This is a genomic window from Streptomyces sp. NPDC099050, from assembly GCF_044759865.1.
In the GTDB taxonomy this organism is placed as follows: Bacteria; Actinomycetota; Actinomycetes; order Streptomycetales; family Streptomycetaceae; genus Streptomyces.
The window spans coordinates 334,170-350,907 of the sequence record NZ_JBIWAE010000005.1 but is presented as its reverse complement, the minus strand read 5'-3'; the positions used below and the strand labels follow the sequence as shown (position 1 = coordinate 350,907).

General features: G+C 70.4%; 16 protein-coding genes and 2 tRNA genes. 9 read left to right on the top strand and 9 right to left on the bottom strand.

All coding sequences use genetic code 11. The features are described 5' to 3' along the window. Positions 1-296: 296 nt before the first annotated feature. Positions 297-503 (bottom strand): developmental transcriptional regulator BldC, encoded by a 207-nt coding sequence (gene bldC / locus ACIQV3_RS11910; protein WP_003949541.1) that lies wholly within the window; start codon positions 501-503, stop codon positions 297-299. Positions 504-1,144: 641 nt separating this feature from the next. Further along, positions 1,145-1,999: a hypothetical protein gene (locus ACIQV3_RS11905; RefSeq protein ID WP_403712219.1), complete on the bottom strand. Its 855-nt coding sequence runs from the start codon at positions 1,997-1,999 to the stop codon at positions 1,145-1,147. A gap of 236 nt (positions 2,000-2,235) precedes the next feature. On the opposite strand from ACIQV3_RS11905, the gene ACIQV3_RS11900 reads away from it, so the two are divergent. Together ACIQV3_RS11900 and ACIQV3_RS11895 are read left to right on the top strand one after the other, a co-directional pair. Further along, a complete protein-coding gene (locus tag ACIQV3_RS11900) occupies positions 2,236-3,363 on the top strand; it encodes a Leu/Phe/Val dehydrogenase (RefSeq protein ID WP_403712217.1) in 1,128 nt (375 codons plus the stop codon). Positions 3,364-3,671: 308 nt separating this feature from the next. Beyond that, the gene (locus tag ACIQV3_RS11895; protein ID WP_243341155.1) at positions 3,672-3,938 is read left to right on the top strand and encodes a DUF3073 domain-containing protein; all 267 of its coding nucleotides are present in this window, start codon (positions 3,672-3,674) and stop codon (positions 3,936-3,938) included. A 164-nt stretch (positions 3,939-4,102) separates the two neighbouring features. Here ACIQV3_RS11895 and purM read toward each other — a convergent pair whose 3' ends face one another. Both purM and purF read right to left on the bottom strand, forming a co-directional pair. Beyond that, positions 4,103-5,188 carry a phosphoribosylformylglycinamidine cyclo-ligase gene (gene purM / locus ACIQV3_RS11890; protein WP_403712215.1) on the bottom strand — a complete coding sequence of 362 codons (1,086 nt, stop codon included), beginning with the start codon at positions 5,186-5,188 and terminating at the stop codon, positions 4,103-4,105. A gap of 160 nt (positions 5,189-5,348) precedes the next feature. Beyond that, positions 5,349-6,866 carry an amidophosphoribosyltransferase gene (gene purF / locus ACIQV3_RS11885; protein WP_243341158.1) on the bottom strand — a complete coding sequence of 506 codons (1,518 nt, stop codon included), beginning with the start codon at positions 6,864-6,866 and terminating at the stop codon, positions 5,349-5,351. Between the two features lie 159 nt (positions 6,867-7,025). Between purF and ACIQV3_RS11880 the strand changes: the two genes are divergently transcribed. Beyond that, a complete protein-coding gene (locus tag ACIQV3_RS11880) occupies positions 7,026-7,121 on the top strand; it encodes a putative leader peptide (RefSeq protein ID WP_323187867.1) in 96 nt (31 codons plus the stop codon). A 141-nt stretch (positions 7,122-7,262) separates the two neighbouring features. After that, positions 7,263-8,699 (top strand): sulfatase-like hydrolase/transferase, encoded by a 1,437-nt coding sequence (locus ACIQV3_RS11875; protein WP_403712213.1) that lies wholly within the window; start codon positions 7,263-7,265, stop codon positions 8,697-8,699. Between the two features lie 89 nt (positions 8,700-8,788). Here the strand turns inward: ACIQV3_RS11875 and ACIQV3_RS11870 are convergent, their stop codons facing one another. The 5 genes from ACIQV3_RS11870 to purS form a co-directional block, all read right to left on the bottom strand. Then, entirely contained in the window at positions 8,789-9,616 is an 828-nt protein-coding gene (locus ACIQV3_RS11870) for an META domain-containing protein (protein WP_403712211.1), read from the bottom strand. 90 nt (positions 9,617-9,706) lie between these two features. Next, positions 9,707-10,498 (bottom strand): sterol carrier family protein, encoded by a 792-nt coding sequence (locus ACIQV3_RS11865; protein WP_403712209.1) that lies wholly within the window; start codon positions 10,496-10,498, stop codon positions 9,707-9,709. An 85-nt stretch (positions 10,499-10,583) separates the two neighbouring features. Next, entirely contained in the window at positions 10,584-12,833 is a 2,250-nt protein-coding gene (gene purL / locus ACIQV3_RS11860; RefSeq protein ID WP_403712207.1) for a phosphoribosylformylglycinamidine synthase subunit PurL, read from the bottom strand. After that, a complete protein-coding gene (gene purQ, locus ACIQV3_RS11855; RefSeq protein ID WP_403712205.1) occupies positions 12,830-13,510 on the bottom strand; it encodes a phosphoribosylformylglycinamidine synthase subunit PurQ in 681 nt (226 codons plus the stop codon). Before purQ ends, purL begins: the two co-directional genes overlap by 4 nt. 2 nt (positions 13,511-13,512) lie before the next feature. Then, complete coding sequence (gene purS, locus ACIQV3_RS11850; protein ID WP_008740952.1) at positions 13,513-13,764, bottom strand: phosphoribosylformylglycinamidine synthase subunit PurS; 252 nt, start codon at positions 13,762-13,764, stop codon at positions 13,513-13,515. A gap of 355 nt (positions 13,765-14,119) precedes the next feature. Between purS and ACIQV3_RS11845 the strand changes: the two genes are divergently transcribed. The 5 genes from ACIQV3_RS11845 to ACIQV3_RS11825 all read left to right on the top strand — a co-directional run bounded on the left by ACIQV3_RS11845 (position 14,120) and on the right by ACIQV3_RS11825 (position 16,719). Beyond that, positions 14,120-14,437: an Lsr2 family protein gene (locus tag ACIQV3_RS11845; protein WP_266879001.1), complete on the top strand. Its 318-nt coding sequence runs from the start codon at positions 14,120-14,122 to the stop codon at positions 14,435-14,437. Between the two features lie 86 nt (positions 14,438-14,523). Further along, a tRNA-Gly gene (locus ACIQV3_RS11840) sits at positions 14,524-14,595 on the top strand. A gap of 79 nt (positions 14,596-14,674) precedes the next feature. Next, positions 14,675-14,747: transfer RNA gene (locus ACIQV3_RS11835), tRNA-Gly, on the top strand. Between the two features lie 119 nt (positions 14,748-14,866). Continuing rightward, positions 14,867-16,111, top strand: coding sequence for a sensor histidine kinase (locus ACIQV3_RS11830; protein WP_403712202.1), 1,245 nt, complete (start codon positions 14,867-14,869; stop codon positions 16,109-16,111). After that, positions 16,108-16,719, top strand: a complete 612-nt coding sequence (locus tag ACIQV3_RS11825; RefSeq protein ID WP_403712200.1) for a response regulator — start codon at positions 16,108-16,110, stop codon at positions 16,717-16,719. Before ACIQV3_RS11830 ends, ACIQV3_RS11825 begins: the two co-directional genes overlap by 4 nt. The last annotated feature ends 19 nt before the right edge of the window (positions 16,720-16,738 follow it).

Here is a 16,738-nt window from a genome sequence, read left to right as displayed (position 1 = left end):
AGTGATCATCTGTGACGGGAGTCACCCCATGTGTTTTTGAGACGCACGCTTTTATGGGACTCATACGCCCGCTCGATTTTATATGTGCCATTGCACCCACCCCCGCCGGCTCCGCACATCAGCTCGATAACGCCCTGACCAGGGCATAAAAAAGATCGCGCTGGACCCGGCGGAGTCCAGCGCGATCGAACGACTGATGAACCTGTTGGGGCAGGTCCGGTCGTTTCAAAGCTCTGTGGGGCTCATCGGATTGGGGGACCCGATATAGACCCGGCAATAAGTGGTGCTGCGGAACCTCAGGCCTCGCTGCGCTGCTGCGGAATTCCCGCAAGCAGTGCGCGGACCTCAGCCTCGCGGTAGCGGCGGTGTCCACCCAGGGTGCGGATGGACGTGAGCTTGCCAGCCTTGGCCCAACGGGTGACCGTCTTCGGGTCCACGCGGAACATCGTGGCAACCTCAGCCGGGGTCAGCAGCGGCTCGGCATCAGGGGTGCGAGCGGTCATGAGCGGCCTCCTCGGGAGAACCGAACCATCTCGGTTCTTTCCTCTAAATTCTGCACCTTGGCCCACGTTGCCCGAAATGGACATACGCGGGCCGAGTCGGTTATAGGACGAACGGCTTGTCCTCGGCACTACAACTACACCATCCGTCCAGCCTCGACGGCCAAACCGATGGAATTGCCCTCCGAGGTGTTCATCAGCGGCGGAAGCCGATGGACCGTCCCATAACGGACAGTCACCCCACTGTGACGATCAGTCACAGAGCGATCAGGAGTCGTCAGACCCCCCGTAGAGTGCAATACCGAGCATTCCGCCCTTAGTTGGACGGAAGGAACCCTCCCCGGACTCCTTGTCCTATTTTGGCACGAGGGTAGGGGAAGGGCGCAAGGGTGTAGAAAGTGCGGTCCGTCACGCTTGGGCCAATGGCCCGTATCGGGACGAAGGTCCCGGAACAAAGACCCAAAAGAGGGCATCACGGCCTTGAGCTGCCCGTTCTCTTCCGTGCTCGGCCGATCGACGGATGGACAACCGCCCCCGGAGTCGCTACTCGGGTCACGCAGGTCACTCGGCCCACTCGACCGGGATCCGGAACCGGACGGCTCGGGAGCGGCTCAGGAGCGGATCGGGAACGGCTCGGGAACGGCTCAATTGGCGAAGAGTCTCTCCCGCACCGCCCGCCACCGCTCCGCCAGGGCCCCGTACCTCCGCGCCGCCCCGTCCCGGTCCCCGGCCCGCAGGGCCGCGAGCCCCGCCGCCAGGTCCGCGGCCGAGTGGTCGGCGTCGAGCCGGTCCGCCGCCAGGGCGTGCAGCAGCCCTCCGTAGTCCAGCTCCACCATCGAGCGGGGGTGGAACTCCTCCAGCCAGCTCCCGACCTCCACCAGACCCTCGGCGAGCATCTCGTACCCCTCCGCCGCCCGCAGGGTCCGCAGCGCCCGCGCGAGCCGGCGACGGGCCTGCACCATCGGCGTCCGGTAGCGCAGCCCCTCGCCCGGCACGTACTCCCGCTCCTCGTCGGACACCAGCACGAACCAGCGCAGCGGCACCTGCCAGACCGCCGTACGGATCCACGGCCGCGCGTCGGGATTGCGCCCGCGCCAGGCCTCGTACTCCTCGGCCGCCCGGCGGCGGGCGGCCGCGGGCAGGGCGGCGTCCAGCACCGGGAGCGGGAACTCGGCCACCAGTTCCTCCAGCGCGAGCCAGCCGCGCAGCCTCGTCCGCCAGGGGCAGACCAGCAGGACCCCGCCGACCTCGGCGGTGAAGGCGTCCGCGCTCTCGTGCGCCGGGACACCGACCACGGGCACCCGTACCAAGTCCACCAGCGACCGGCGCAGTTCGTCCTGGGCGGTCGGGGTGGCCCCGCGCCGGGCGTAGTCGGCCCAGTGGGTGCGCTCGGGCTCCGGGAAGGCCGTCAGCGGCTCGTAGACCCGCAGGTAGGAGGCGTACGGGACGACGGGGGCCGAGCGGGCGGACGGCAGCCGGGGATCGGGGGATTCGCTCACGCTCTCGTACTCCCCCGCCCCGCCCGGCGCTACTCCGGCGGACGGCTCCCGGCCCCCTCCACCCCTTCGCAAACCCTTCCCCCCACCCTTCTCCCACCCTTCTCCCACCCTTCTGCAACCCCTGAGTGTCCCGATCTGCGGACCGGGAGGGGCGCGCGGCTCCGGAGGTCTTACGCTGCTCCCAGCACGCCCTCCCCCACCCGCAGGGCGGGCGTCTTTCCCGCCGCATCTCTTCCATGGGAGTCACCACCGTGACCGAAATGACCGACGGCGTCCTGCACACCCTGTTCCGCAGCGAACAGGGCGGCCACGAGCAAGTCGTGCTGTGCCAGGACCGAGCCTCCGGCCTGAAGGCCGTCATCGCGATCCACTCCACCGCCCTGGGCCCCGCCCTCGGCGGTACGCGGTTCCACGCGTACGCCTCGGACGAGGAGGCCGTCCTCGACGCGCTGAACCTCGCGCGCGGCATGTCCTACAAGAACGCGCTCGCCGGGCTCGACCTCGGCGGCGGCAAGGCCGTCATCATCGGCGACCCGGCCCGCAGGGAAGAGGGCGGTCTGAAGTCCGAGGAACTGCTGCTGGCCTACGGCCGGTTCGTGGAGTCCCTGGGCGGCCGTTACGTGACCGCCTGCGACGTCGGCACCTACGTGGCCGACATGGACGTCGTGGCCCGCGAGACCCGCTGGGCGACCGGCCGCTCCCCCGAGAACGGCGGCGCCGGCGACTCCTCGGTCCTCACCGCCTTCGGCGTCTTCCAGGGCATGCGCGCCAGCGCCCAGCACCTGTGGGGCGACCCGACCCTGCGCGGCCGCAAGGTCGGCGTCGCGGGCGTCGGCAAGGTCGGCCACCACCTGGTCGAGCACCTGCTGGAGGACGGCGCCGAGGTCGTCATCACGGACGTCCGCGCCGAGTCCGTGCAGCGGATCCTCGACAAGCACCCGGGCAAGGTGACCGCCGTCGCCGACACCGAGGCGCTGATCCGCGTGGAGGGCCTGGACATCTACGCCCCCTGTGCGCTCGGCGGGGCCCTGAACGACACCTCCGTGCCGGTCCTGACCGCGAAGGTGGTGTGCGGCGCCGCGAACAACCAGCTGGCGCACCCGGGTGTGGAGAAGGACCTCGCGGACCGCGGGATCCTCTACGCGCCGGACTACGTGGTCAACGCGGGCGGGGTCATCCAGGTCGCCGACGAGCTGCGCGGCTTCGACTTCGACCGCTGCAAGGCCAAGGCCACGAAGATCTTCGACACCACGCTGGAGATCTTCGCACGTGCGAAGGCGGACGGGATTCCGCCGGCCGCGGCGGCCGACCGCATCGCCGAGCAGCGGATGGCGGACGCCCGCGGCGCGGCACCCGCCGTCTGACCCTCCCGACCCTCACGAGGCCCTTGTGGGGGCTTCTGGGCGGCCCGCCGGGGCGCAGCGAGACGGAACTCACTGCGCTTCGGCGGGTCGCTCGTCAGGAAACGGCTAAAATCGCAGCTGACCAGCGAGGACGGGGCGCCTTGCTGGTACTGCACCGGGGCGCGTCATGCGGGCGGCGTACCGTATGGCCGCGGAAGCAGGTACCGTTAAACCCCTACGGACGGTCTCTCCACGGAGAGCCCGCTCCGAACCATGAACGCGTGTCAGACTCTGGGGCCGTCGAGCCCCGTCACCGAGGGGGTCGAGCCATGGGGCGCGGCCGGGCAAAGGCCAAGCAGACGAAGGTCGCCCGCCAGCTGAAGTACAGCAGCGGCGGGACTGACTTGTCGCGTCTGGCCAATGAGCTGGGCGCATCGCACACGGAACCGCTGCCTGTCAGCGAGCCGGTCGTCGATGACGAGCTTGATGATGATGACGAGGACGACCCGTACGCCAAGTACGCGGAGCGCTACAACAGCGATGACGAGGACGAGGACGAAGAGTCCGGTCCGTCCGTCTACCGTCGCGGTGCTTGACGCGCCCATCGGCGTCGAACTCGCGGTGCGCTGATCCTCAGCAGCGGCACACAGCTTCACATGCACGGAAACCCGGTCCAGGGCATCGCCCCGGGCCGGGTTTCCGTGCTGTTCGCACAGGTGGGGATTGGTGGGAGCCGGTGGTGGCCGGCTCCCCGAGCCGGTCAGACCGCGTAGTCGCCGGTCATCGTCGCGCCCTCGGCGTGGTCGCCGCGGTCCAGGCTGCGCCGATCCTCGATGGCACCCGCGACCCAGGCCTCGACGCCCCGGTCGGACAGGGCGGTCAGAGCCACGTCCACCGACTCCTGCGGGACCACGGCCATCATGCCGACGCCCATGTTCAGGGTCTTCTCCAGCTCCAGGCGCTCCACCTGACCGGCCTTGCCGACCAGGTCGAAGATCGCGCCCGGGGTCCAGGTCGAGCGGTCGACCGTGGCGTGCAGGTGGTCCGGGATCACCCGGGCGAGGTTGGCCGCGAGGCCGCCGCCCGTGATGTGGGAGTACGCGTGCACGTCGGCCGCGCGGGTGAGGGCCATGCAGTCCAGCGAGTAGATCTTGGTGGGCTCCAGCAGCTCCTCGCCGAGGGTCCGGCCGAGCTCCTCGACGTGGCCCTCCAGGGACATTCCGGCCCGGTCGAAGAGGACGTGGCGGACCAGTGAGTACCCGTTCGAGTGAAGACCGGAGGACGCCATCGCGATGACGGCGTCGCCCGTACGGATGCGGTCCGCGCCCAGCAGCCGGTCGTACTCGACGACGCCGGTGCCCGCGCCCGCCACGTCGAAGTCGTCCGGGCCCAGCAGGCCGGGGTGTTCGGCGGTCTCGCCGCCGACCAGGGCGCAGCCGGCCAGGACACAGCCCTCGGCGATGCCCTTGACGATGGCCGCGACACGCTCGGGATGCACCTTGCCGACGCAGATGTAATCGGTCATGAAGAGCGGTTCGGCGCCGCAGACGACGATGTCGTCCATGACCATCGCCACGAGGTCGTGACCGATGGTGTCGTACACGCCCATGCGGCGGGCGATGTCCACCTTGGTGCCGACCCCGTCGGTGGCCGAGGCGAGCAGGGGGCGCTCGTAGCGCTTGAGGGCGGAGGCGTCGAAGAGGCCGGCGAAACCGCCGAGGCCGCCCAGGACCTCGGGGCGCTGCGTCTTCTTCACCCACTCCTTCATCAGCTCGACGGCGCGGTCTCCCGCGTCGATGTCCACGCCCGCGGCTGCGTAGCTGGCACCGGTGGTCTTCTCTGTCATGACAGGAGAGAGCTTTCGTGTCGTTGCTGCGTGTGGTGCGGGGCCCTGGAAAAGCCTGAAAGGAAGGCCCCGCGCAGGTTGAGCAGGATGTGGGGGGGGGAGTCAGGGGCCCGGTCCGCGGGCTCGGGCGAGCCCGCGGACCGTGATGCCGCCTCGTGTCCTACGGGCGCCGGAGGGCGTCGGCGGCGTCGGTGCCGCCGGCCAGCTCCGTCTCCAGGAGCTGCTTGCCCAGGAGCTGCGGGTCGGGCAGCTCCATGGGGTACACGCCGTCGAAGCAGGCCCGGCAGAGGTTGGGCTTCTGGATGGTCGTCGCCTCGATCATCGAGTCGAGCGAGATGTACGAGAGCGAGTCCGCGCCCAGCGACGTGGCGATCTCGTCGACCGTCATGCCGTTGGCGATCAGCTCGGCCCGGGTGGCGAAGTCGATGCCGAAGAAGCACGGCCACTTCACCGGCGGCGAGGAGATCCGGATGTGGACCTCGGCCGCGCCGGCCTCGCGGAGCATCTTGACCAGGGCGCGCTGGGTGTTGCCGCGGACGATCGAGTCGTCGACGACCACCAGGCGCTTGCCCCGGATGACTTCCTTGAGGGGGTTGAGCTTGAGGCGGATGCCGAGCTGGCGGATCGTCTGCGAGGGCTGGATGAAGGTCCGGCCCACGTAGGCGTTCTTGACCAGGCCGACCCCGTACGGGATCCCGCTGGCCTCGGCGTAGCCGACGGCGGCGGGCGTGCCCGATTCCGGCGTCGATATCACCAGGTCGGCGTCGGCCGGGGCTTCCTTGGCCAGGCGCCGGCCCATCTCGACGCGCGAGAGGTAGACGTTCCGGCCGGCGATGTCGGTGTCCGGGCGCGCCAGGTAGACGTACTCGAAGACACAGCCCTTGGGCTTTGCTTCCGCGAAGCGAGAGGTCCGAAGGCCGTTCTCGTCGATCGCGATGAGCTCGCCCGGCTCGACCTCGCGGACGAAGCTGGCGCCGCAGATGTCGAGGGCGGCGGTCTCGCTCGCCACCACCCAGCCGCGCTCCAGGCGGCCGAGGACCAGCGGGCGGATGCCCTGCGGGTCGCGGGCGGTGTAGAGCGTTCCCTCGTCCATGAAGACGAGCGAGAAGGCGCCCTTCACCTTCGGGAGGACCTTGGTGGCCGACTCCTCGATGGTCAGGGGCTTGCCGTCGTCGTCCGTCTGGCCGGCCAGCAGGGCGGTGACCAGGTCGGTGTCGTTGGTGGCCGCCACCTGGGTGGCACGGCCGTCCTGACGGGGGAGGTCGGCGACCATCTCGGCCAACTCGGCGGTGTTCACCAGGTTGCCGTTGTGACCCAGGGCAATGGAGCCGTGGGCGGTCGCGCGGAAGGTCGGCTGAGCGTTCTCCCAGACGGAGGCACCAGTGGTCGAGTAGCGGGCGTGACCGACCGCGATATGACCCTGGAGCGAGCCGAGAGAGGTTTCGTCGAAGACTTGGGAAACGAGTCCCATGTCCTTGAAGACGAGGATCTGGGAACCGTTGCTCACAGCGATGCCCGCGGACTCTTGTCCGCGGTGCTGCAATGCATACAGTCCGAAGTAGGTGAGCTTGGCGACCTCTTCACCCGGAGCCCAGACACCGAAGACGCCGCAAGCGTCCTGGGGGCCCTTTTCGCCGGGGAGCAGGTCGTGGTTGAGTCGTCCATCACCACGAGGCACGCCCCCAAGTGTAGGCGAGATCGACCACTGGTCCGAATTGGGGATGCCCGGGAAATGTCACAGCACGCAGGGTGACGAAACCTGTTCGGAGCCCGGCCGTCTCAATATCCGGATTGCCCTGGTTGACAGTCGCCTGTCGTTTCGTACAAGCTCCGGCTCATGCAGCCTCTCGGTGACCGCACCGTCACCCTCGTCGCGCGCCGACACGTGGACCTCGTCCGTGTCGCCAGCGCCATCTGTCGCTGTTCCGCGTAGTCACACGGCGCTTTTCTCTTTCCTTTTTCCTCCTTTCCCCGCCGCTTTCCGTTCGCGTCCGCTCCGCCGTGCCCTGCGCCGTCCCGCGCTGCCCGGAGCAGGGCCCGCCGGAGGGCGGTCGGGCCCTGCTCTGGAGTACCCGTGACCTCGAACGAACCCAACCTGTCCCGGCGCGCCTTCGGCGGCGCGGTCGGCGCGACCGCGGCCGCCGCGGCGGTGGGGCTGGGCGCCGCCGCCCCGGCCCACGCGGCGCCCGCCGCCGAAGCGCAGCACGCGGGCCCGGAGGAAAGGGAGTTCCGCGCCGAGCGGGGCCGCCGCTCCCGCCGCCCGAACATCCTGTTCATCCTCGGGGACGACCTCGGCTGGGCCGACCTGTCCTCCTACGGCTCCCCGCACATCAAGACCCCGAACCTGGACCGCCTCGCCCGCCAAGGCGTCCGCTTCACCGACGCCTACTCGGGCTCCGCGACCTGCTCCCCGACCCGCTTCAGCCTGTACACCGGCCGCTACCCGGGCCGCGCCAAGGGCGGGCTCGCCGAGCCCATCGCCGACAAGACGGCGGGCCTGGAGCCGACCCACCCGACGCTGGGCTCGCTGCTGCGCGGCACCGGGTACGCGACCGCGCTCATAGGCAAGTGGCACTGCGGCTTCCTGCCCGACTACAGCCCGACCAAGTCGGGCTGGGACGAGTTCTTCGGCAACTTCGGCGGGGCGCTGGAGTACTACTCCAAGCTGGGCGGCGACGGCTCGTACGACCTCTACGAGGGCGACGCCGAGTACAAGGACCTGCGCTACTACACGCGGATCCTGACCGAGCGGGCGAGCGAGTACGTCTCCCGCGACCACGGGAACGAGCCGTGGCTGCTGAACCTCAACTTCACCACCCCGCACTGGCCGTGGATCGCCGACGGGGACACCGAGGCGAGCGCCGAGGTCACCCGCCGGATCAAGGCCGGCGGCCGGCGGGCCCTGTGGCACGAGGACGGCGGGTCCATCGAGAAGTACAAGCAGATGGTGGAGGACCTCGACCGCTCCATCGGCGAGGTGCTGAAGGCGCTGAAGCGCTCCGGGCAGGAGGAGGACACCCTGGTCTTCTTCTCCAGCGACAACGGCGGCGAGCGCTTCTCCCACAACTGGCCGCTCGCGGGCAACAAGTCCTCCCTCCAGGAGGGCGGCATCCGCGTCCCGAACATCGTGCGCTGGCCCGCCCGGCTCGACGGCGGCCAGGTCAGCCACGTGCCGGTCTTCACCCCGGACTGGACGGCCACCCTGCTGGAGCTGGCGGGCGCCCGCGCGAACCCGGCGTACCCGCTGGACGGGGTCAGCCTCGCCGGGTACCTGCTGCGCGGCGAGAAGGTCGCCGAGCGGAACCTCTTCTGGCGGGTGCGCGGGGAGCGGGCGCTGCGCCGCGGCGACTGGAAGTACTACCGCGGCAAGGCGGGCCGCGACCAGCTCTTCAACCTCGCCGGGGACATCCGCGAGCAGGCCGACAAGGCGGCGCTGGAGCCGGCCCGGCTGGCGGAACTGCGGGCGGCCTGGGAGAAGACCGACGCGGGGCTGCTGCCGTACCCGGGCTGATCACCGCCCGTGGCCCCTTCCCTGTCGCTGCCACGCCGTCCTCCACAGCCTGTGGAGGACGGCGGGACCGCGCACGTCTGAGGCCGGGATCACTCGACGGCCGAGGCCGCCTTCGCGGTGATGGCGGTGCCCGAACGGGTCGCGGTGAGGGTGAGGGCGTCGCCCTGGGTCTTCCAGTCGAGCGGGCCGCCGCCGAACAGTTCGGTGAGCGCCCGCTCGACCTCTCCGGGTCCGCCCTCGCAGGCCATCCGGGTGCTGGTGAGGGGGCCGACGGTGAGCCGGTTGCCCTCGACGGCGGCGCTCGCGTTGAAGCGGTTGCAGCCGAGGTTGCCGCTCACCGTCCCGTCCGCGCCCACGGTGAAGCGGGCCCGGCCCTCGGCGCCGGCCGGGACCGAGGAGGCCGTGTCCCCCTTGATCAGGGAATCCACGGTCCACTGCGTGGCGACGAGCGGGGCCGCGGGGGCCGGAGGCTTGGAGTTCAGGGCGATCGTGCTCCCGTCGGAGGTCTTCAACGTGATCGTCTCCTGGCCCTGTTCCACGGTCAGCGAGCCCCGGAAGAGCTTGGCGAAGGCCGTCTCGAACGGCAGGTCGGCGCAGGCCATGTCCGTGTGGGCGCCGGGCGACACGGTCATGGTGGCCGCCGAGTCGAAGACCACCGCGGCGGTGAAGCCGTTGCAGCCGTAGTTGCCGGTGGCTTCGGCCTCGTAGCCCTTGCCGCGCTCCACGGACAGCCGGGCGGCAGCGGGAGCGCGCAGCACCGCGCCGTCGACGGTCAGGCTCTCGACCGACCAGGATCCGGAGAACCCGCGGGCGGGTTGCGTCCCCGGCTCGGCGCCGCCGTCACCGCAGGCGGTGGCGGTGGCGGACAGTGCGAGGACGGCGGCCAGGGCGACGGGGACGAGCGGCAGCGTACGCATGCCGGTGGGACGCGGCCGGCCGCGAACCGGTTCCCGGATCAGCTCATCAGCCGGATCAGCTCATCGGGGGGGATCAGCTCATCAGCTGGATCAGCTCATCAGGGGGAGCAGTCCCGAGAGATCGGCGCGCTCGCCACTGGCCCTGACCTGGGCCCCGTCCAAGGCCTCGGCCCAGCCCGTACGGCCGGTGGCGAGCCTGATCCAGGTCAGCGGGTCGGTCTCCACCACGTTCGGCGGGGTGCCGCGGGTGTGCCGGGGCCCCTCGACGCACTGCACCACCGCGAACGGCGGGACGCGGAACTCCACCGCCCCGCCCGGAGCCTTGAGCGCGAGGGCGTCCGCGAGCAGCCGGGTGCAGGCGGCCAGGGCCTGGCGGTCCACGGGGATGTCCAGTCCGGTGGCCCGGCGCAGGTCGTCGGTGTGGACGACGAGCTCGACGGTGCGGGTGACCAGGAAGTCGGCCAGGGTCATGGCCCCGATCCACAGGTCCAGCACGCGGCCGCCGGGGTTCGCGTCGAGCGCCTCGGCGAGCCTGGCGCCGGCCCGGTCGTAGAGCTCGGCGAGCGGGGCCCCCTCCAGGGTCTCCTTGGCGGCTTCGGCGATCTTCCCGCCGAGCGAGGCCGTCGCGAACGGCCATTCGGCGGCGGAGAGTCCGGCGACGGCGGCGGGCGGCCGGGCCAGGCCGCCGGCCAGCGAGTCGGCGATCCACGCGATGTGCGCGGCCAGTTCGGCGACGGACCAGTCCCCGACCCCGCTGGGCAGCGCGAGCCGCTCGGCGTCCAACTCCCGTACGGCGTCCCGTACATGCCCGAACTGCGCGAGGACGGCCGTACGGGTCCTGGCGTGGTCGTAGGTGCGCGGCTTCTTCTTCGCGGGCGGCATGGGGCCGACCTTACGCCGCCGCGCGCGCCGGTTCGGCCGAGCCCCCGTCCGGGAACCGGAAGGGGGCTCGGAAAAACCCGCGGGATCAGGCGAGAAGCGCCGGGATCGTCCCCTCGTGGGCGGTGCGGAGCTCGGTCAGGGGGAGCGTGAACTCGCCCTGGATCTCGATCTCCTCGCCGTCGACCACACCGATCCGGGTCGCCGGCAGGCCCCGCGCACCGCACATGTCGGTGAAGCGGAGTTCCTCGCTGCGCGGGACGGCCACGATGGCCCGGCCCGCGGACTCGGAGAACAGGAAGGTGAAGGCGTCCAGCGCCTCGGGCACCACGATCCGCGCACCGTTGCCGCCCTTGAGGCAGGACTCGGTGAGCGCCTGGATCAGGCCGCCGTCGGACAGGTCGTGCGCGGCGTCGATCATGCCGTCGCGCGAGGCCGAGATCAGGATCTCCGCGAGGAGCTTCTCGCGGCCCAGGTCCACCTTGGGCGGCATGCCGCCGAGGTGCTGGTGGACCACCTCGGACCAGGCGGAGCCGCCGAACTCCTCGGCGGTGTCGCCGAGCAGGTACAGCAGCTGGCCGGCCTCCGCGAACGCCATCGGCGTACGGCGGTTGACGTCGTCGATCACGCCGAGGACCGCCACGACCGGGGTCGGGTGGATGGCGATGTCGCCGGTCTGGTTGTAGAGGGAGACGTTGCCGCCGGTCACCGGGGTGCCCAGCTCCAGGCAGCCGTCCGCGAGACCGCGGGTGGCCTCGGCGAACTGCCACATGACGTCCGGGTCCTCGGGGGAGCCGAAGTTCAGGCAGTCGGAGATCGCGAGGGGCTTGGCGCCGGTCGCGGCCACGTTGCGGTAGGACTCCGCCAGCGCGAGCTGCGCACCCGTGTAGGGGTCGAGCTTGGCGTAGCGGCCGTTGCCGTCCGTGGACATGGCCACGCCGAGGTTGGTCTCCTCGTCGATGCGGACCATGCCGGCGTCCTCGGGCTGCGAGAGCACCGTGTTGCCCTGGACGAACCGGTCGTACTGGTCGGTGATCCAGGACTTCGAGGCCTGGTTCGGCGACGAGACCAGGGCCAGGACCTGCGCGCGGAGCTCCTCGGAGGTCTGCGGGCGGGGCAGCTTGCCCGCGTCGTCGGCCTGGAGCGCGTCCTGCCAGGAGGGGCGGGCGTACGGCCGGTGGTAGGTCGGGCCCTCGTGCGCGACGGTGCCCGGGGGCACGTCCACGATGAGCTCGCCGTGCCAGAAGATCTCCAGGTGGTCGCCGTCGGTCACCTCACCGATGACGGTGGCGATGACGTCCCACTTCTCGCAGATCTCCATGAAGCGGTCCACGTACTGCGGTTCGACGATCGCGCACATACGCTCCTGCGACTCGCTCATGAGGATTTCCTCGGGCGAGAGCGTCGCGTCGCGCAGCGGGACGGTGTCGAGGTCCACGCGCATGCCGCCGGTGCCGGCGGAGGCCAGCTCGCTCGTGGCGCAGGAGAGCCCGGCGCCGCCGAGGTCCTGGATGCCCGCGACCAGCTTCTCCTTGAAGATCTCCAGGGTGCACTCGATGAGGAGCTTCTCCTGGAAGGGGTCGCCGACCTGGACCGCGGGGCGCTTGGTGGGCTTGGTGTCGTCGAAGGTCTCGGACGCGAGGACCGAGACGCCGCCGATGCCGTCGCCGCCGGTGCGGGCACCGTAGAGGATGACCTTGTTGCCCGGGCCGGAGGCCTTGGCGAGGTGGATGTCCTCGTGCTTCATGACACCGATGCAGCCGGCGTTCACGAGGGGGTTGCCCTGGTAGCAGGCGTCGAAGACGACCTCGCCGCCGATGTTCGGCAGGCCGAGGCAGTTGCCGTAGCCGCCGATGCCCGCGACGACGCCCGGCAGAACCCGCTTGGTGTCGGGGTGGTCGGCCGCACCGAAGCGGAGCGGGTCGACGACGGCGATCGGGCGGGCGCCCATCGCGAGGATGTCGCGGACGATGCCGCCGATGCCGGTGGCCGCGCCCTGGTAGGGCTCGATGTACGACGGGTGGTTGTGCGACTCGACCTTGAAGGTGACCGCGTACCCCTGGCCGACGTCGACGACTCCGGCGTTCTCGCCGATGCCGACGAGCATGGCGTCGTTCTGCGGGACCTTCTCGCCGAACTGCTTCAGGTGGACCTTGCTGCTCTTGTACGAGCAGTGCTCGGACCACATGACGGAGTACATGGCGAGCTCGGCGCCGGTGGGACGGCGCTCCAGGATCTCGCGGATCCGGGCGTACTCGTCCTCCTTGAGGCCGAGTTCCTTCCACGGCTGGGAGGCGTCCGGGGTCTCGGTGGCGTTCTTGACGGTGTCGAGGCTCATGCGCTGACCAGCTTCTTCAGGACCGAGGTGAAGAACGGGAGGCCGTCGGTGCGGCCCGTCCCGATCAGCGGCTCGACCGCGTGCTCGGGGTGCGGCATGAGGCCGACGACGTTGCCCGCGGCGTTGGTGATGCCGGCGATGTCGCGCAGCGAGCCGTTGGGGTTGACGTTGAGGTACCGGAAGGCCACGCGGCCTTCGGCCTCCAGTTCGTCCAGCACCCGCTCGTCGGCCACGTAGCGGCCGTCCATGTTCTTGAGCGGTACGGAGATCTCCTCGCCGGCGGTGTAGTCGCCGGTCCAGGCCGTCTCCGCGTTCTCCACCCGCAGCTTCTGGTCTCGGCAGATGAAGTGCAGGTGGTTGTTGCGGAGCATCGCCCCCGGCAGCAGGTGGGCCTCGGTGAGGATCTGGAAGCCGTTGCAGATGCCGAGGACGGGCATGCCGCCCCTGGCCTGCTCGATGATGCTCTCCATCACCGGCGAGAAGCGGGAGATGGCTCCGGCGCGCAGGTAGTCCCCGTAGGAGAAGCCGCCCGCGAGGACGACCGCGTCGACCTGGTGGAGGTCCTTGTCGCGGTGCCAGAGCGATACGGGCTCGGCTCCGGCGAGGCGCACGGCGCGCAGCGAGTCACGGTCGTCGAGCGTTCCGGGGAACGTGACGACTCCGATGCGAGTGGTCACCGTCAGGCCTCGACCTTCACGGTGAAGTCTTCGATGACGGTGTTGGCGAGGAAGGTTTCGGCCATCTTGTGGATGCGGTCGAGGGCGGCCTGGTCGACCGGTCCCTCCACCTCCAGTTCGAAGCGCTTCCCCTGGCGAACGTCGGCGATCCCTTCGAAGCCCAGGCGCGGCAGTGCACGCTGCACCGCCTGGCCCTGGGGGTCGAGGATCTCCGGCTTGAGCATGACGTCGACTACGACGCGTGCCACTGGCACTCCCGATGAGGTGGTTGGTGCGAAGGCGGTTCCCTCAGCGTACCTGGAGGAAATTTCTACGCGGGTAGATATCTCTCTTGTATGATCCTCCACGCGGTTTCGGCTTCACCAACGCTTCGCAAAATCCGCCGGAAAACCACGCGCCCGGGATTGCGGCGGGACACGCGGAGATAATTAACTGGGCTTCGCAATGCAATGAGAATCGGGGTACAAAGGAATCCGCCGTCGCACCGGTATTTTCCGGCGCACGGTGACGCCAGAAAGATGCATTCTTCCGATACATCCACACAGGCGACATCACCGCTCCGTCCGCGCACGTCTGCGGGAGCGGCGTCGCGCGAAGGGACCGATATCCGTGGCGCAGCGCGTAGTAGTCACGATCTCCGACGACATCGATGGCGGAGATGCATCGGAAACGGTCGTCTTCGGGCTGGACGGTAAGTCGTACGAGATCGACCTCAATGTGGCCAACGCAAAGAAACTGCGGAAGAGCCTCGCCCCCTTCGTGGCCGCCGGCCGCCGGCAGGCCCGCTCCGGCAAGACCTTCAAGCACACCTCCATCGCCCCCGACCCCGCGGTCGTCCGGGCCTGGGCCCGCTCCAACCAGCTCGACGTCCCGCCGCGCGGGCGGATCCCCAAGAAGGTCTACGAGGAGTACAACGCGGCTCACTGAGAGCCGATTTGCCATCCACCCCCACCGATCCGCTAGTGTGTGGATCACGCCAAGGGGCGAGGCCGCAGGTCAGACCCCGAAGTCGTGCGGGTGTAGTTCAGTAGCAGAACATCCTCCTTCCAGGAGGAAGGCGCAGTGTGCGATCCCTGTCACCCGCTCTGCTCGCTTTACCGACCACGGTTGTGGATCAGGTAGAGTGATGCACGCATCGCACGGCAGTTTTGTCGTGGGAAGCATGCGGACGTAGCTCAGTTGGTAGAGCACCACCTTGCCAAGGTGGATGTCGCGCGTTCGAGTCGCGTCGTCCGCTCAGCGAATGAAGGCCCCGGTCATCGACCGGGGCCTTTGTCGTGCGCCCGGTTATCGGAGCCCCGGGATCCATGACAGGTGTCATGGATCCCGCGGCCCTCCGGCCGCGAGACTGGGGCCATGAAACTGAGCGGCTGGTGGAAGAACCGCAGCAGCGCGGAGAAGGTCGAGCTGTACACGCGCTGGTCGTTCCACTTCTTCGTGGTCATCGAGATCGTCTCCATCGGGCTGGCCGCGCTGGGGGCGACGGCCGGGAAGGTCCCCGCCCTGGTCACGGTCGCGGTCTTCCTGACGGTGTGCGCGCACTCCCTCGTCATCGGCTTCCTCTCCTCCCGGGCGCTCGACTGGATCCTGGGCCGGCGCGAGCAGCCGGTGCGGCTCGCGGTCACCGTCGCCGGCCTCACCGCCGCCGTCACCCTGGGCGTCCTCGGTCTGCGCGCGGCAGGCCTCACGGGCGACGAGGGGGTGGCGCCGACCCTCATCGCCGGTACGACCTGCTTCGCCAGCGGCGCGCTCGTCCTGTGCATGCGCGAGGTCCGGCAGATGCGCTACGTGGCTCCGGCCACGGCCGCCTTCGTCGGCCTGGCGTCCCTCGCCTTCGGCATCTCGCCGGGCGGGTCCGCCGGGATGGCCGTCGGGGTGCTGCTGAGCAGCGCCTTCCTCTGCTTCGCCTGCGGGTTCTCCGGCTGGCTGCTCGACACCGTCTACGAGCTGGACCGGGCCCGCGAGGTCCAGGCGCAGCTCGCGGTGGCCGAGGAACGGCTGCGGTTCGGCCGGGACCTGCACGACGTGATGGGCCGCAATCTGGCGGTGATCGCCCTCAAGAGCGAGCTGGCCGTGCAGCTCGCGCGGCGCGAACGCCCCGAGGCCGTCGACCAGATGATCGAGGTGCAGCGGATCGCCCGGGAGTCCCAGAAGGAGGTCCGCGACGTGGTCCGCGGCTACCGCGAGGCGAACCTCGCGGTGGAGCTGGAGGGCGCCCGCGGGGTCCTGCACGCGGCCGGGATGGACTGCCTGGTCGAGTACGAACAGGGCCGCGAGCTGCCCGCCGAGGCCCAGTCGGCGCTCGGCTGGGTGGTGCGCGAGGCGACGACGAACGTACTGCGGCACGGCGACGCCCGCAGCTGCGTGATCCGGCTGACGGCGGGCCCCTCGGGCGCGCTCACGCTGGTGGTGGAGAACGACGGGGTCCCCAAGGCCCCGGCCGGGCCGCCGGGCTCGGGGCTCGCGGGCCTGCGGGAACGGCTCGCGGTGCTGGACGGCACGCTGGAGGCCGGCCCGGTGGACGGCGGCCGGTTCCGGCTGCGGGCGCGGATCCCCGGCCCGGCGGCCGGTCCGATCCGAGAACTGGAGGCGCGGGCATGACCCCCGTACGCGTACTGCTGGCCGACGACGAGCACCTGATCCGGGGCGCGCTCGCCGCGCTGCTGGGACTGGAGGACGACCTGCTGGTCGTCGCCGAGGCCGCCTCGGGGCCGGAGGCGCTCGCGATGGCGCGGGCCCACCGGCCGGACGTGGCGGTGCTGGACCTGCAGATGCCGGGGGCCGACGGTGTGAGCGTGGCCACATCCCTGCGGGCCGAACTCCCCCACTGCAAGACCATGATCGTGACCAGCCACGGCCGGCCCGGGCACCTGAAGCGGGCCCTGGCCGCGGGCGTACGGGCCTTCGCGCCGAAGACCGTCTCGGCGCAGCGGCTGGCCGAGCTGATCCGGACCGTGCACGCCGGAGGCCGCTACGTGGACCCGGAGTTGGCGGCCGACGCGATCAGCGCGGGCGACTCCCCGCTGACCGCCCGCGAGGCCGAGGTGCTGGAACTGGCCGGGGACGGGGCGCCGATCGCGGAGATCGCGGAGCGGGCCTCGCTGTCCCCCGGGACGGTAAGGAACTACCTGTCCTCGGCGGCCACCAAGCTGGGGGCCGAGAACCGGCACACCGCGGTGCGTCTCGCACGGGCCCGGGGTTGGGTATAGTGGTTCTCGCGCTACGGCG